Source organism: Mycobacterium sp. (genome assembly GCF_004298145.1).
Classification (GTDB): domain Bacteria; phylum Actinomycetota; class Actinomycetes; order Mycobacteriales; family Mycobacteriaceae; genus Mycobacterium.
Genome location: NZ_SCRH01000052.1, coordinates 37,014 through 50,797, shown reverse-complemented (window position 1 = coordinate 50,797; position 13,784 = coordinate 37,014). Strand labels below are relative to the sequence as shown.

Sequence of the window (13,784 nt, the reverse complement as noted above, 5' to 3'; positions counted from 1 at the left end):
CCTAACGGGGCAGGCCGAGCAGGCGCTCGGCCGCCACCGTCAGCAGGATCTGCTCGGTGCCGCCGGCAATCGTGAGGCAGCGGGTGTTGAGGAAGTCGAAGACCGCCCGGTCGTCGTCGGCCCGCCGGTCAACCAGACCGCCGCCCGGCGCGACGTCCATCGTGTATTCGGCCAGCGCCTGCCGGTAGCGGACCCCGATCAGCTTGCGCACGCTGGACTGCGCCCCGGGGTCCTGGCCGCCCACGGCGAGCTGGGCGATCCGCTGGTCCAGCAGCGCGCCGGTCTGCGCGGTGACGATCAACCGGCCCAGCCGGTCTTGCTGTGCGCTGTCGAGATCGAGCTCGGCCAGCATCCCCAGCAGCTCCTCCATCGGATTGCCCAGCGCCGTGCCGTTGGCCATCGCGACCCGCTCGTTGGCCAGCGTGGTGCGGGCCAGCCGCCACCCGTCGTTGACCTCGCCGACCACCATTTCGTCGGGCACGAACACGTTGTCAAGGAACACCTCGTTGAACAGCGAGTCACCGGTGATCTCACGCAGCGGCCGGATTTCGATGCCCGGTGAGCTCATTTCCACCAAAAAATAGGTGATGCCTTTGTGTTTCGGCGCGTCCGGATCGGTGCGGGCCAAACACACACCCCATTTCGCCTTGTGCGCCGCCGACGTCCAGACCTTCTGCCCGGTGAGCAACCACCCGCCGTCACCACGTACCGCCTTTGTGCGCAGTGACGCCAGGTCCGAGCCCGCGCCGGGCTCGGAAAACAGCTGGCACCAAAGGAATTCACCGCGCGTGGTGCCCGGCACGAAGCGCTCCACCTGTTCCGGTGTGCCGTGCTCGAGGATGGTCGGCACCGCCCACCAGCCGATCACCAGGTCCGGCCGTTCGACACCGGCGGCGGCCAGCTCCTGATCGATTAGCAGCTGCTCGGCCGGGGACGCGGCGCGCCCGTACGGCTTCGGCCAGTGCGGCGCCTGCAGACCCGCCTCGGCCAAACCAACCTGTCGCTTTTCGGCGGGCAGCGCGGCGATCTCGGCGACGGCCGCGGCGATCTCGGCCCGCTGGTCTTCGACATCGGTGAGGTCAGAAAGATCCAAGCTCAGGCGCCGGCGCACGCCGTCCTGCGTAAGCGCCGTGAGCCGCCGCAGCCAGCGCTCGGCGCCGCCGAGGAACCGGCCGATGGCATGCGCCCGGCGCAGATACAGGTGCGCGTCGTGCTCCCAGGTGCAGCCGATGCCGCCGAGCACCTGGATGCAGTCCTTGACGTTGGCCTTCACGGTGGCGATGCAGGTGCTCGCGGCCAGAGCCGCCGCGATGGAGAACTGGGATCGGTCGTCCTCGGCCGCGGCGCGCGCGGCGTCGGCGGCGGCGACCTCGGCCTGCTCGGCGCGGCAGAGCATCTCCGCGCACAGGTGCTTGATGGCCTGGAAGCTGCCGATCGGCTTGCCGAACTGCTCGCGCACCTTGGCGTAGTCGACGGCGGTTTCCAGCGCCCACCGGGTGATGCCGGCCGCCTCGGCCGCCAGCACCGTCGCGGCCAGCTCCTCGACGCGTTCCCCGTTCTCCGGCACCACCGTGGCCGGGGCCGAGGTCAACACCACCCGAGCCAACGGCCGGGAGAAGTCGGTGGCCCGCAGCGGTTCGACCCGCACGCCCTCGCTGCCGGTGTCGATCAGCAGCCATTTCCCGTCGGCGGGCAGCAACAGCACGCCACCGCGCACCGTGTTCGAGGCGCCCAGCGCCAGCGGCAGGGTGCCCGAGGCCTTCGACGTTGCGGCGTCGAACCGCACGTCGCCTTCCAGCGCCAGCCCGGCGAAGCGCTCCCCGGCCGCCAGAGCGTGCAACAGTTCGGGGTCGGTGACGACGAGCGTCGCGAGCGCGGTGGTCGCGACCGGCCCGGGGATCAGCGCTCTGGCCGCCTCCTCGACCATCGCGCACAGGTCTTCGATGCTGCCGCCCGCCCCGCCGGCCTCCTCCGGGATCGCGACACCGAAGATCCCCAGTTGGGCCAGCCGGGAGAATACCGGCCGCCAGGCGTCGGGCTCACCCTGTTCAACGCCGCGGATCGCCGCGGTCCCGCCCGGGCCCGACGCCGCATTGCGGGCCCAGTCGCGCACCAGGGCGCGCGCGGCAAACTGCTCGTCGGTGACGGTCGCTACCACCTGAGAGGACCTCCGCGTCCTTGACTCGACGTGACAAGGGGGCCGGCTGGCACCCGTGTCCTGATTGTCCGATCTTTCCGCAAGCGGGGACATCTCCACCGGAGTTGGCGCGCAACCCGCTCACCGGAGACTAGAACGTGTTCTAATAGTGCCAGTGATCGAGCGTCAAGTCGAACGCCATTGCAGCAGCACATGCGCTTGTCCCCGGCGGTACGGAGGTGGGAAATTCACTCGCAGAATGCGTATCGTTTGCAAACGAACCGCCCGGAACAGGAGCAAACCGTCACATGCCAGCTAGCGCCAACGCTAAGGCCACTTCCAGGGCCAATTCGAGCCGCGTTTCTGACTCGCAACCGCGCGAGGTCATAAACGTGGCGGTACTGGCCGAGTCCGAACTCGGCTCGGAGGCGCAGCGGGAACGCCGCAAGCGCATCCTGGACGCCACCATGGCGATCGCGTCCAAGGGCGGCTACGAGGCGGTTCAGATGCGCGCAGTGGCCGATCGCGCCGACGTGGCGGTGGGGACGCTGTACCGGTATTTCCCGTCGAAGGTGCACCTGCTGGTGTCGGCGCTGGGCCGCGAATTCGGCCGCATCGACGCCAAGACGGACCGCACGGCGATGGTCGGGGGCACGCCCTTCCAGCGGCTGAACTTCATGGTGGGCAAGCTCAACCGTGCGATGCAACGCAATCCGCTGCTGACCGAGGCCATGACGCGCGCCTACGTCTTCGCCGACGCGTCGGCGGCCAGCGAGGTCGACCAGGTCGAGAAGCTCATCGACGGCATGTTCGCGCGCGCGATGGCCGACGGCGAACCGACCGAGCACCAATATCAGGTCGCGCGGGTGATTTCAGACGTCTGGACGAACAACCTGCTCGCCTGGCTCACCCGCCGGGCGTCGGCCACGGATGTCAGCAATCGGCTGGAGTTGGCCGTGCGGCTGCTGATCGGCGACCAAGGTTCGAAGTAGCGGGGCTCACGCCGGCGGACCGGCGGTGCGGCCCCGAATCAGCGCGGTGTCCAGAAGTTCGACGACCGGCAGACCCGACCGTGGCGGCTTCAACAACAGCTCACCCGCTCGGCGGCCCTTCTGCAGGCTCGACTGCGACACCGTGGTCAAGCCGCGGTTGATGGCGTCGGGCACGCCGTCGAATCCGGTGACGGTCAGCTGGCCCGGCACGTAAATGCCATGTGCCCGCAGGTAATCCATGGCGGACAGGGCCAGTATGTCCGCGGTGCACATCAGCGCGGTGATCCGCGGATTGGTTTCCAGCGCGACCTTGGCGGCCCTGCCACCCGACTCGGCCAGGTGTTCGTAGCTTTCCACCACGGTCAGCGAATCCGGGTCGATGCCGGCGGCCGTCATCGCCTCCCACACGCCGATGATGCGCTCGCGTTGCACGTCGAAGGCGGGCGAGCGCAACCGGTCGGCGTCGACCAGGCCCTGGCGCCGGTCCCGGCCCAGCCGCATGGTCAGCAGCCCGATCTCACGATGCCCCAGGCCGAGCACGTAGTCGGCGAGCTCGCGCATCGCCGAGCGGTCGTCGATCCCCACCCGCGAGACGCCGGCGAGCCCCTTGGGCTGATCGACCACCACGATCGGCAGCCGTCGCTGCAACACCACCTGCAGATAGAGATCGTCCTCGCACACCGAATACACCACGAAGCCGTCCACGCCGGCCGAAAGCACCGCGTCCGTGCCCTCTTTGAGGCTGCGGCTGGGCCCGACGGCGACCAACAGCAGCCCCTGCCCCACCGCCTCGCATGACTGCGCCACCCCGGTGACGAAATCCCGTGCGGCGGGGTCACTGAAGAAATAGGTCAGCGGTTCGGCCATCACCAGACCGACCGCGCCGGCCTTGCGGGTCCGCAACGATCGCGCCACCGGGTCGGGGCCGGCGTATCCCAGCCGCTTGGCCGTCGCGAGCACGCGTTCGCGCAGGTCGGCGGAGAGCTGATCGGGGCGGTTGAACGCATTCGAGATCGTCGTGCGCGAAACCTTGAGCTCGTCCGCCACCGACGCCAGGGTCGCACGTCGGCGCGGTGTGGGGCTCACGGTCGGTGACGCTACAGCGGATCGGTGCCCGGCCCCTACGCTTCCGCCCGCGGCTTTGTAATGGAAACGATTTTCATTAGTATTGTGAATCGGCTTGCTGGCGGGCGGGAGGAAATCGGACGTGCGCGTGGCACTGACGCGGGAGCGAACGACGCTCGCCCATGGGGCGCGTTGGCTGGCGGCCGTTCTGGCCCTGGCCGGTTCGTCGGCGCTCGCCGGCTGCGGCGGGCACCCGGCGCATCCGCATGCGGCCGTCGTCGTCGCGTCCACCGATGTGTGGGGCAGCGTGGCCCGGGCGGTCGCGGGCCACCATGTGGCGGTCAAATCCATCCTGAGCGGGGCGGAAACCGATCCGCACTCCTATGAGGCCAGCCCCTCGGACGCCGCCGCGATCGCCGACGCCGCCCTGGTCGTCTTCAACGGCGGCGGCTACGACGGATGGGTCGACGACGTGCTGGCCCGCCAGCCCGGCGCCAACCCGGTCAATGCCTACTCGTTTCTCGCGAACGACGGGCAACCACGCAACGAGCACGTCTTCTACGACCTGAGCGTCGCCAAGTCGGTGGCCACCACGATCGCCGACCGGCTCACGACGATCGACCCGGGCAACGCCGCGGAATACCGCGCCAATGCCGCCGCGTTCGGCCGCGACGCCGACACCATCGCCGGCACCGAACACACGGTCGCCACCAGCTACCCCCACACCTCGGTCGTGGCGACCGAACCGGTCGCGTTCTACCTGCTCAAGGCGTCCGGTCTGCTGAACCGGACCCCACCCGCCTTCGCGGCGGCCATCGAGAACGAGACCGACCCGGCGCCGGTCGATCTGGCGTTGGTCCTCGACCTGATCAACCGGCGTCAAGTGTCGGCCCTGATGGTCAACCCGCAGACCTCCACTACCGCGATCACCAGCCTGCGCGATACCGCGCGGCGCGCGGGCGTGCCGGTCACCGAAGTGGCCGAGACCCTGCCCGACGGCACGGATTACCTGAGCTGGCAACGCAATACGGTCGACCAACTGCTGGCCGCGCTGCAGTCGAGCCGGCCCGTACAGCCGTGAGCCTCGAAACGGCCCCGGCCGTCGACCGCCACGCAGACACCGTTTCGCTGCGCGGCGCCCGCCTGGCGTTCGGCGACCGCGTGTTGTGGGATCACCTGGACCTGTCGGTGTCGAGGGGCGAATTCATCGCGGTGCTCGGCCCCAATGGAAGCGGCAAGACGTCGCTGCTGAACGTGCTCCTCGGGCAGCTGTCGCTCAGCGCCGGCGTCGGGCTGGTGGACGGAAAGCCGATCAGCTCGGGCAGCGGGCGCATCGGCTATGTGCCGCAACACCGTCCACTGGATCACGACGTGATGCTGCGGGGACGGGACCTGGTTCGGCTGGGTATCGACGGGGGACGCTGGGGTGCGATCCCGCTGCGGGCCCGCGATCGGGCCCGCCGGCGCGCGGCCGTCGCCCAAGCGCTGAGCCGGGTCAACGGCGAGCACCTGGCGGATGTCCGGGTCGGCGTGATGTCGGGCGGCGAGCTGCAGCGGGTGCGCATCGCCCAGGCCCTGGTCAGCGACCCGATGCTGCTGCTCTGCGACGAACCCCTGCTGACGCTGGACCCGGCGAACGCGAAGCTGGTGTCGGCGCTGATCGAGCAGCGCCGCCGGGAGGCGGGGACCACGGTCATCGTCGTCACCCACGAAATCAACCCGATCCTGCCGTATGTGGACCGGCTGCTGTACCTGGTCGACGGCCGATTCAGGATCGGCACCGTCGAAGAGGTGATGACCAGCCAGACGCTTTCGGCGCTGTATCGATCCGACATCCAGGTGGTGAAGGTCAAGGACGGCTACGTGGTGGCCGGCGAGCGTGGCGACGGGCACGGCTGATGGAACATCGGCTTGCCGACATGGGAAACCACCTGTTCTCCTTCGACATCACCGCGCATCTCCTCGGCCACGACTTCGTGCAGCAGGCGCTGGTGGCGGCCGCCCTGCTCGGGTTGGTAGCCGGGCTGATCGGGCCGTTCATCGTGATGCGGCAGATGTCGTTCGCCGTGCACGGGTCCAGCGAATTGTCGCTGACCGGAGCCGCTTTCGCGCTGCTGGTCGGATTCGGGGTGGGCGTGGGCGCGCTGATCGGCAGCGCCCTGGCGGCGGCGCTGTTCGGCGTGCTCGGCCGGCGCGCCCGGGAACGCGACTCCGTGATCGGGGTGGTGCTGGCGTTCGGACTGGGCCTGGCGGTGTTGTTCATCCACCTCTACCCGGGCCGGACGGCGACCAGTTTCGCCCTGCTGACCGGCCAGATCGTCGGCGTCGGCTACACGGGGCTGACCATGCTGGCGCTGGTCTGCGTGCTCGTCATCGCCGTGCTGGCAACCTGTTACCGCCCACTGTTGTTCGCCACCGTCGACCCCGACGTCGCCGCGGCCCGCGGCGTGCCGGTCCACGCGCTGGGCATCGTGTTCGCCGCGCTGGTCGGCGTGGTGGCGGCCCAGGCGGTGCAGATCGTCGGGGCGCTGCTGGTGATGTCGCTGCTGATCACGCCGGCGGCCGCGGCGGCCCGGGTGGTCACCTCGCCGGGCGCGGCGATGCTGATCTCCGTGCTGTTCGCCGAGGTGGCCGCGGTGGGCGGGATCGTGCTGTCGCTGGCGCCGGGCGTGCCGGTGTCGGTGTTCGTCGCGAGCATCTCGTTTCTGATCTACCTGGTCTGCTGGCTGATCGGGCGCCGACGAGAGGCTTCCGCCTAGGCTGTGGCGTACGCGGCCCCGAACGTCGCGTTCCCTCGCGTCGAGACAATGACGCCACCGCAGGCGCGCGCATCACCGGGATGTCTGTTGGCACACGCCGTCAACTATTCGTCATAGGATCGGTGGCTCGGCGGTACCGACGACGGTAGGAGCGCGATGGCGCAGCCCCACGACGAGGGCGAGCGGGCGGGGTCGCCACCGACCGATCGGGTGGTGGCCATCGTCGAGTTGCTGGCGGGTCAATCGGAGCCGAGTTCGGTGGCGTCGATCGCGTCGCGGCTCGAACTGAACCGGTCCACCGTGACATCGATCCTGCTGGCGCTCGAACGCGCCGGTTGGGCTGCGCGGCAACCGGATCGGCGTTACACACTCGGGCCCGGCCTGTTCGGCGTGGCGGAGGCGGTGCGCAATTCGCTGCCACTGCCCGAGCGGTTCACCGACGCACTGGCGCAGCTGGCGCAGCGCGCCGGATGCGGTGCGACGCTGGCATTGGTGGGCGCGACCGAGATGACCTTCCTCGGCGTGGTCGGCGGCCAGGGATTGATACCACCCGGTGTCGGCGTCGGGGTGCGGCTGCCGCTGATCGCACCCGTCGGAGCCGCGGTGATCGCACATCGGGATACCCAGGCCCGCACGGCGTGGTTGGCGTCGACGCCGGCCGCTCGCAGGCCGGTATACCAGGATGTGCTGACCCAGGTGCGCCGCAACGGCGTCGCGGTATTCGGCCTCGGCGACTCGGATCCGGAGGTGCTCAACGTGCTCGGCGAGATCGCCGAGCTGCTCGCCGAGCACCCCCAGCGCAGCGCATTGCGGCAACGAGTTTTCGAACTGCTGATCGGGCTCGGCGCGAACCCGTATACCGCACAGCAGCTCACCACCACGAAACCGCTGTCGGTGAGTTACCTGATCGCTCCGGTCTTCAACGCCGATGGCCGCGCGGTCTACGAGCTGCAGCTCGGACCACTGAGGTCTTCCGTCACCGCGGCCGAACGCAAGCGCTTCGTCGGGGAACTCCGGGCCACGGCAACCGAACTCAGTCGGCACTAGGCCCCGGTATCCCGGTCGCTGAAGGGGTTGCGTCCCACTCCAGTGCTGGATGTCGTTGGCGCGGTGGGAAATTCAGCGGCGCCGTCGCGCTCCGCGTTCGGTGCCGCGATCCATGGATGGGCACCGGGAGGGATTCGCCCATCGCGGCCGCCGCAGCCGATCGGTCTCGAGTCGAGTTCGGCGCCGCCGGACGTGTTTCGGTCGAGCCCTCCGAAGCGCAGATTCTTGCGGGAAATTTCAACGGGACGTACGCTGCAGGCTATAACGAATATATGTCGTTATTATGTTGAGTATTCGTCATTCTTCCGGAGGGATGCGGACATGACTGCGACGATGCACGACGAGACCGTGGTGTTCACGCCCCGCTCCGGTGCGTCATGGCGCGATCCATGGCCGATGTATGCGGCGCTGCGCGAGCACGACCCGGTTCACCATGTTGTTCCGGCGCATGCGCCGGAGAAGGACTACTGGGTGCTGTCCCGGTACGCGGAGGTCTGCGCCGCCGCGCGCGACTACGAAACGTTCTCGTCCGCGCAAGGTTTGACCGTCGACTACGGGGAGATGGAGCGACTGGGTCTGGTCGACAATCCTCCGCTGGTGATGCTCGACCCCCCAGAGCACACCGAGTTTCGTCGGATGGTCCACAAGGGTTTCACGCCGAAGCAGATGATCTCGATCGAGCCGACGGTTCGCGAATTTGTCGTGGAGCGCATCGAGCGGTTACGCGCCGAAGGCGGCGGCGATATCGTCGCGGAGCTCTTCAAACCGCTGGCCAGCATGGTGGTGGCCCACTATCTGGGGGTGTCGGAGGAGGATCGGAGCCGCTTCGGTGGTTGGGCCGACGCGATCGTCGAGGCCACCGCCAGCGGACATCAACCGGAGGCGGGGGCCGCGATCGTCGAGCTGTTCGGATACTTCACCGAGCTGGCCCAACGCCGCCGAAGCGATCCAGGCGACGACACGGTGTCTCACTTGGTCGCCGCGGGCTTCGGCGGCGACGGTGACACCACTGGCCTGGCAAGGCTCCTGGGCTGGGCCTTCACCATGATCACCGGCGGTAACGACACGATAATCGGGATGCTCGGCGGCAGCGCTCAACTGCTCACACTGCACCCCGATCAGCGCGCGAAGTTGATCGAGGACACGGGCAGGATCAGCGAGGCGGTGGAGGAGTTGCTGCGCCTGACGTCGCCGGTACAGGGCCTGGCCCGCACCGCCACGCGCGACGTGGACATCGCGGGCGTCACCATCCCGGCCGGGCGCAAGGTGTTGTTGCTCTACGGGTCGGCCAATCGCGATTCGCGCCAATACGGGCCGGCCTCCGAGGAACTGGACGTGCTGCGCAAGCCACCAGGAATTCTGACCTTTGCTCAGGGCAACCACCACTGCATCGGCAACGCTGCCGCGCGGATGCAGTCGCGGGTGGTCCTGGAGGAACTGCTCGCCCGCTGCCCGAACTTCAGCGTCGATCCTGACGCCGTCGAGTACGCCGACGGGATGTATGTTCGGCGGCCGGCCCGCCTTCCGTTCGTCGCCGACGCCTGAAACCGCGAAGGAGATGCCATGAAGGTCGTCGCCGACCGCGAGCGGTGTGTCGGAAACGGAATCTGCGAGGGGATTCACCCAGCCGTCTTCGAAGTCGGGGACGACGGCATCGTCACCGTTCACAACGAGAACATCCGCGAGGAAGACCGCGAGCTGGTGGCCCGCGCGGTCGACGGCTGCCCGGTCCGGGCATTGGAATTGCTCATCCCCGGCTGCAGCGACACCTGATCGTCGGAACTGGCACAATCACAAAACAACCAGCTGCGATGACGTTGCGATGCCGGCCCCATAAGCTGTGCGGGTGGCCGGTATCGACCTCAACGCCGACTTGGGCGAGGGCTTCGGCGTCTGGCGCCTCGGTGACGACGACGCCATGCTCGACATCGTCACCAGCGCCAATGTGGCATGCGGTTTCCACGCCGGCGACCCCGCCGGCCTGTTGCGGGTATGCCGATCGGCCGCCACGCGCGGGGTGCGCATCGGAGCGCAGGTCAGCTATCGCGACCTGGCCGGCTTCGGCAGGCGCTTCATCGACGTCGCCGCCGAAGACCTGATCGCCGACGTCGTGTACCAGATCGGCGCGCTGCAGGCGATCGCGCGCGCGTCCGGTTCTGTCGTGTCCTACGTCAAACCGCATGGGGCGCTGTACAACACGATCGTGACCAACGGCGAACAGGCCGCCGCGGTCGCCGAGGCGGTGCGGCTGGTGGACCCCGGCCTGCCGGTGCTGGGCATGGCCGGTTCGGTGTTTTTCGACGAGGCCGCCCGCCGCGGCCTGCGCACGGTCCCCGAGGCGTGCGTCGACCGGGCCTACCGGCCGGACGGGCGGCTGGTGTCGCGCCGTGAGCCCGGCGCGGTGCTGCATGATCCGGCGGCGATCGCCGAGCGGGTGATCGCCATAGTCACCTCGGGGCGCGTCACCGCTGTCGACGGAAGACCGATCGTCGTGAGCGCGGAATCCGTTTGTGTGCACGGTGATTCACCCGGGGCGGTGCAGATCGCCACCGCGGTGCGCGATCGCCTCACGGCGGCCGGTGTCGACATCCGGTCCTTCTGCTGATGCGCCTGAAGCTCGGCCGGCCCGACATCGCCCGGTACGCGGACCGGTTCGACGCCCCCGCCGCGGCACCCGGCGCGCTCTCGGTGACGTGGATGGGCGTGGCGACGCTGCTGATCGACGACGGCTCGTCGGCGTTGATGACCGACGGCTACTTCTCCCGGCCGGGCCTGGCCCGGGTGGCGGCCGGCAAGGTGGCGCCGTCACCGGCGCGCGTCGACGGATGCCTGGCGCGGGCCAAGGTGTCGCGGCTGGCGGCCGTGATCCCGGTGCACACGCACATCGACCACGTGCTGGACTCCGCGCTGGTCGCCGATCGCACCGGCGCGCAGCTAGTCGGCGGCCAGTCCGCGGCCAACGTCGGGCGCGGCTACGGTCTGCCGGAAAATCGGATCGTCGTCGCGCTCAGCGGACAGCCAATTCGGTTGGGCGCCTATGATATAACGCTCGTGGAGTCCCACCACTGCCCGCCCGACCGGTATCCCGGGGTGATCGGTGAACCGCTGACCACCCCGGTGAAGGCGGCGGCGTACCGCTGCGGGGAGTCGTGGTCGACGCTGGTGCACCACCGGCCGACTGGCCGGCGGCTGCTGATCCAGGGCAGCGCCGGTTTCGCCAAGGGTGCGCTGGCCGGGCACCGCGCCGATGCCGTTTACCTGTCCGTCGGGCAACTGGGGCTGCAGCCGCGGTCGTATCTGGCCGACTACTGGGCCGAGACGGTCCGCGCGGTGGGGGCCCGCCGGGTGATGCTCATTCACTGGGACGACTTCTTCCGCCCGCTGACAAAGCCGTTGCGCGCCTTGCCCTATGCGGGCGACAACTTGGACTTCTCCATCCGGATCCTCGATGAGCTGGCCACTGGCGACGGGGTCGCGCTGCACCTGCCCACGGTGTGGCGGCGGGAAGACCCTTGGATGTGAAGCGGTTCAGACCCGGGTCCGAATCATGGCACTGACCGTTGCGCTGGTGCTGCTTGCCGTCGTCCTGGGGTTCGCCGTCGCGCGCCCACGGGGCTGGCCGGAGGCGCTGGCGGCGGTTCCGGCCGCCCTCATCCTGATTGGGATCGGCGCGATCTCGGTTCATCAGGCCGAAAAAGAGATCGCCGAGTTGTCCGGAGTGGTCGCGTTCCTGGGCGCGGTGCTGGTGCTGGCCAAGCTGTGCGACGACGAGGGCCTGTTCGAGGCCGCGGGCGCGGCGATCGCGCGGGGACACGTCGGGTCGGGCGCCCTGCTGCGGCGGGTGTTCGTGATCGCCGCGGTGATCACCGCCGTGCTGAGCCTGGACGCCGCCGTGGTGTTGCTGACCCCGGTGGTGCTCGCGGCGGTGCGGCGACAGCGCACTCCGGTGCGGCCGTACGCCTACGCCACCGCCCATCTGGCCAACGGCGCCTCGCTGTTGCTGCCGGTGTCGAACCTGACCAACCTACTGGCCTTCCACACGGCCAACATCTCGTTCACCAAGTTCACGCTGGTGATGGCGCTGCCGTGGGTGGGCTCGGTGGCCACCCTCTACGTGATCTTCCGGTGGTTCTTCGCCAGCGACCTGCGGGTGCAGCCGGATCCCGAGCGACTCGGCGCGCCCCCGCGCCCGCCGGTGTTCGTGTTGGTCGTGGTCGCGCTGACGCTCGCGGGCTTCGCGGTCGCCCAGTCCGTGGGGCTGGCACCGGCCTGGGTGGCGGTGTGCGGCGCCTCGGTGCTGGCGGTGCGCAGCCTGCGCCGTCGGCACACCTCGATGTCCGACATCGCGCGCTCGGCCAATGTGTCGTTCCTGGTGTTCGTGCTGGCGCTGGGCGTCGTGGTGCGGGCGGCCATGCTCGACGGGATGGACCGGGCGATGTCGGCGGTGTTGCCGTCGGGTTCGGGCCTGGCCGCGTTGCTGATGATCGCCGCGATCGCGGCCGTGCTGGCCAACGTCGTCAACAATCTGCCGGCCACGCTGGTGTTGCTGCCGCTGGTCGCGCCGGCCGGCCCGGTCGCGGTGCTGGCGGTGCTGATCGGGGTCAACATCGGCCCCAACCTGACCTACGTCGGTTCACTGTCGAACCTGTTGTGGCGACGCGTGCTGCACAGCCACGACGTCGATGTCGGCGTCGGCGAATACACCCGCCTGGGGGTGTGCACCGTGCCCGCGTCAGTGGGGGTGGCGGTGCTCGCGCTGTGGGCGTCGGCGCGGCTGCTGGGCCTCTAACCCCGCCGGTATGCCGGCGGCAGCGGCATGGAAAGCTGGGCCAGCACACCGCGCAGCAACGTCGGATAGTCGGTGATGATGCCGTCGACCCCATAACCGATCTGCTCGCGCATGGCATCGGTGTCGTTGACTACCCAGGGAATAACCTTGAGCCCCAACGCATGCGCGCGGTCGACGTACGGCTTGCCGGTGACCAGCCGGTGCTCCGGTGAGACGGTGTCGGCGCCCACCGTCAGCGCGCCGATCAGTGGATCGCCGACGGTCTGCTCGTCGTACAAGGCCACCAACGGAATTGACGGCTCGGCCTGGTGTACCAGCGGCAGGGTGCGCCAGTCGAAGCTCTGTATTTCCACCCGCTCGACCTTGCCCGCGGACCTGACCGCGGCCAGTATCACGTCGACAAACTCTTGCGGATCGGCCGAGGCGCCAGTATTTTCGGCCGCGACCTTGGTTTCGATGTTGTAGCGCACCGCATCGGCGCGGTAGGAGTCGACGAGCGCGAAAACCTCCGGCAGGATGGCTATCTTGTTGCCCCGCACCACTTCGGCATGTGGGAATTCGTCCAGTCGGCGCCCGCAGTCCAGGGTGCGGATCTGCGCCAGGGTGAGCTCGTGCACGAGTTTACCGACGTAGGGATACTGCCGATCGCCGGTGAACGCGGGCGCGGTGTCGGTGCATTTCTCGGCCTCGATCGTCGGGTCATGCCACACCAGCGGTTGTCGATCCCGGGTGAGTACGATGTCGAATTCCAGTGTGCTGACGCCCAATTCGAGCGACCCGGCGAAGGCGCGCAACGACTGTTCGGTGGCCTCCCCGCGCCCGCCGCGGTGGGCCTGCAGGTCGAAGCCGGGCGGCTGCGCGGACGCTGCCGGAGCCGGCGCGATCAGCGCGATCAGCGCGATCAGCGCGATCAGCGCGATCAGCGCGATCAGCGCGGCCATGATTGGCGGGCAGACGCGAAAGCCCCAAGTTCCTCGGCGTGTCGAGCCCTTTTG

General features: G+C 69.0%; 13 protein-coding genes. 10 read left to right on the top strand and 3 right to left on the bottom strand.

The window, feature by feature from the left end:
- Nucleotide 1: 1 nt before the first annotated feature.
- Nucleotides 2-2,158, bottom strand: coding sequence for an acyl-CoA dehydrogenase (locus EPN51_RS21780; protein ID WP_293046836.1), 2,157 nt, complete (start codon nucleotides 2,156-2,158; stop codon nucleotides 2-4).
- A gap of 371 nt (nucleotides 2,159-2,529) precedes the next feature.
- On the opposite strand from EPN51_RS21780, the gene kstR reads away from it, so the two are divergent.
- Nucleotides 2,530-3,129 carry a cholesterol catabolism transcriptional regulator KstR gene (kstR, locus tag EPN51_RS21775; protein ID WP_293046834.1) on the top strand — a complete coding sequence of 200 codons (600 nt, stop codon included), beginning with the start codon at nucleotides 2,530-2,532 and terminating at the stop codon, nucleotides 3,127-3,129.
- A gap of 6 nt (nucleotides 3,130-3,135) precedes the next feature.
- Here the strand turns inward: kstR and EPN51_RS21770 are convergent, their stop codons facing one another.
- Complete coding sequence (locus EPN51_RS21770; protein WP_293046832.1) at nucleotides 3,136-4,215, bottom strand: LacI family DNA-binding transcriptional regulator; 1,080 nt, start codon at nucleotides 4,213-4,215, stop codon at nucleotides 3,136-3,138.
- Nucleotides 4,216-4,336: 121 nt separating this feature from the next.
- Here EPN51_RS21770 and EPN51_RS21765 point away from each other — a divergent pair, with 121 nt between their 5' ends.
- The 9 genes from EPN51_RS21765 to EPN51_RS21725 all read left to right on the top strand — a co-directional run bounded on the left by EPN51_RS21765 (nucleotide 4,337) and on the right by EPN51_RS21725 (nucleotide 12,789).
- Nucleotides 4,337-5,275 carry a zinc ABC transporter substrate-binding protein gene (locus tag EPN51_RS21765; protein ID WP_293046830.1) on the top strand — a complete coding sequence of 313 codons (939 nt, stop codon included), beginning with the start codon at nucleotides 4,337-4,339 and terminating at the stop codon, nucleotides 5,273-5,275.
- The gene (locus EPN51_RS21760) at nucleotides 5,272-6,093 is read left to right on the top strand and encodes a metal ABC transporter ATP-binding protein (protein WP_293046828.1); all 822 of its coding nucleotides are present in this window, start codon (nucleotides 5,272-5,274) and stop codon (nucleotides 6,091-6,093) included. Before EPN51_RS21765 ends, EPN51_RS21760 begins: the two co-directional genes overlap by 4 nt.
- Nucleotides 6,093-6,953: a metal ABC transporter permease gene (locus EPN51_RS21755; RefSeq protein ID WP_293046826.1), complete on the top strand. Its 861-nt coding sequence runs from the start codon at nucleotides 6,093-6,095 to the stop codon at nucleotides 6,951-6,953. Before EPN51_RS21760 ends, EPN51_RS21755 begins: the two co-directional genes overlap by 1 nt.
- 156 nt (nucleotides 6,954-7,109) lie before the next feature.
- Nucleotides 7,110-8,000, top strand: a complete 891-nt coding sequence (locus EPN51_RS21750) for a helix-turn-helix domain-containing protein (RefSeq protein WP_293046824.1) — start codon at nucleotides 7,110-7,112, stop codon at nucleotides 7,998-8,000.
- 321 nt (nucleotides 8,001-8,321) lie between these two features.
- On the top strand, nucleotides 8,322-9,545 hold the full coding sequence (locus EPN51_RS21745; RefSeq protein ID WP_293046822.1) for a cytochrome P450: 1,224 nt from the start codon (nucleotides 8,322-8,324) through the stop codon (nucleotides 9,543-9,545).
- Between the two features lie 18 nt (nucleotides 9,546-9,563).
- A complete protein-coding gene (locus EPN51_RS21740; protein ID WP_293046820.1) occupies nucleotides 9,564-9,773 on the top strand; it encodes a ferredoxin in 210 nt (69 codons plus the stop codon).
- Between the two features lie 73 nt (nucleotides 9,774-9,846).
- Nucleotides 9,847-10,605, top strand: a complete 759-nt coding sequence (locus EPN51_RS21735) for a 5-oxoprolinase subunit PxpA (RefSeq protein WP_293046818.1) — start codon at nucleotides 9,847-9,849, stop codon at nucleotides 10,603-10,605.
- Complete coding sequence (locus EPN51_RS21730) at nucleotides 10,605-11,522, top strand: MBL fold metallo-hydrolase (RefSeq protein WP_293046816.1); 918 nt, start codon at nucleotides 10,605-10,607, stop codon at nucleotides 11,520-11,522. Before EPN51_RS21735 ends, EPN51_RS21730 begins: the two co-directional genes overlap by 1 nt.
- A 25-nt stretch (nucleotides 11,523-11,547) precedes the next feature.
- Complete coding sequence (locus EPN51_RS21725; protein ID WP_293046814.1) at nucleotides 11,548-12,789, top strand: SLC13 family permease; 1,242 nt, start codon at nucleotides 11,548-11,550, stop codon at nucleotides 12,787-12,789.
- On the opposite strand, the gene EPN51_RS21720 is transcribed toward EPN51_RS21725, so the two are convergent.
- Nucleotides 12,786-13,730 carry a glycerophosphodiester phosphodiesterase gene (locus EPN51_RS21720; RefSeq protein ID WP_293046812.1) on the bottom strand — a complete coding sequence of 315 codons (945 nt, stop codon included), beginning with the start codon at nucleotides 13,728-13,730 and terminating at the stop codon, nucleotides 12,786-12,788. The genes EPN51_RS21725 and EPN51_RS21720 overlap by 4 nt on opposite strands.
- Nucleotides 13,731-13,784 lie beyond the last annotated feature (54 nt).

Coding starts and splice junctions, on each gene's coding strand:
- EPN51_RS21745 (WP_293046822.1), top strand. CDS start 8,322: ATGACTGCGACGATGCACGACGAGACCGTGGTGTTCACGCCCCGCTCC.
- EPN51_RS21750 (WP_293046824.1), top strand. CDS start 7,110: ATGGCGCAGCCCCACGACGAGGGCGAGCGGGCGGGGTCGCCACCGACC.
- EPN51_RS21725 (WP_293046814.1), top strand. CDS start 11,548: ATGGCACTGACCGTTGCGCTGGTGCTGCTTGCCGTCGTCCTGGGGTTC.
- EPN51_RS21740 (WP_293046820.1), top strand. CDS start 9,564: ATGAAGGTCGTCGCCGACCGCGAGCGGTGTGTCGGAAACGGAATCTGC.
- EPN51_RS21755 (WP_293046826.1), top strand. CDS start 6,093: ATGGAACATCGGCTTGCCGACATGGGAAACCACCTGTTCTCCTTCGAC.
- EPN51_RS21720 (WP_293046812.1), bottom strand. CDS start 13,730: ATGGCCGCGCTGATCGCGCTGATCGCGCTGATCGCGCTGATCGCGCTG.
- EPN51_RS21730 (WP_293046816.1), top strand. CDS start 10,605: ATGCGCCTGAAGCTCGGCCGGCCCGACATCGCCCGGTACGCGGACCGG.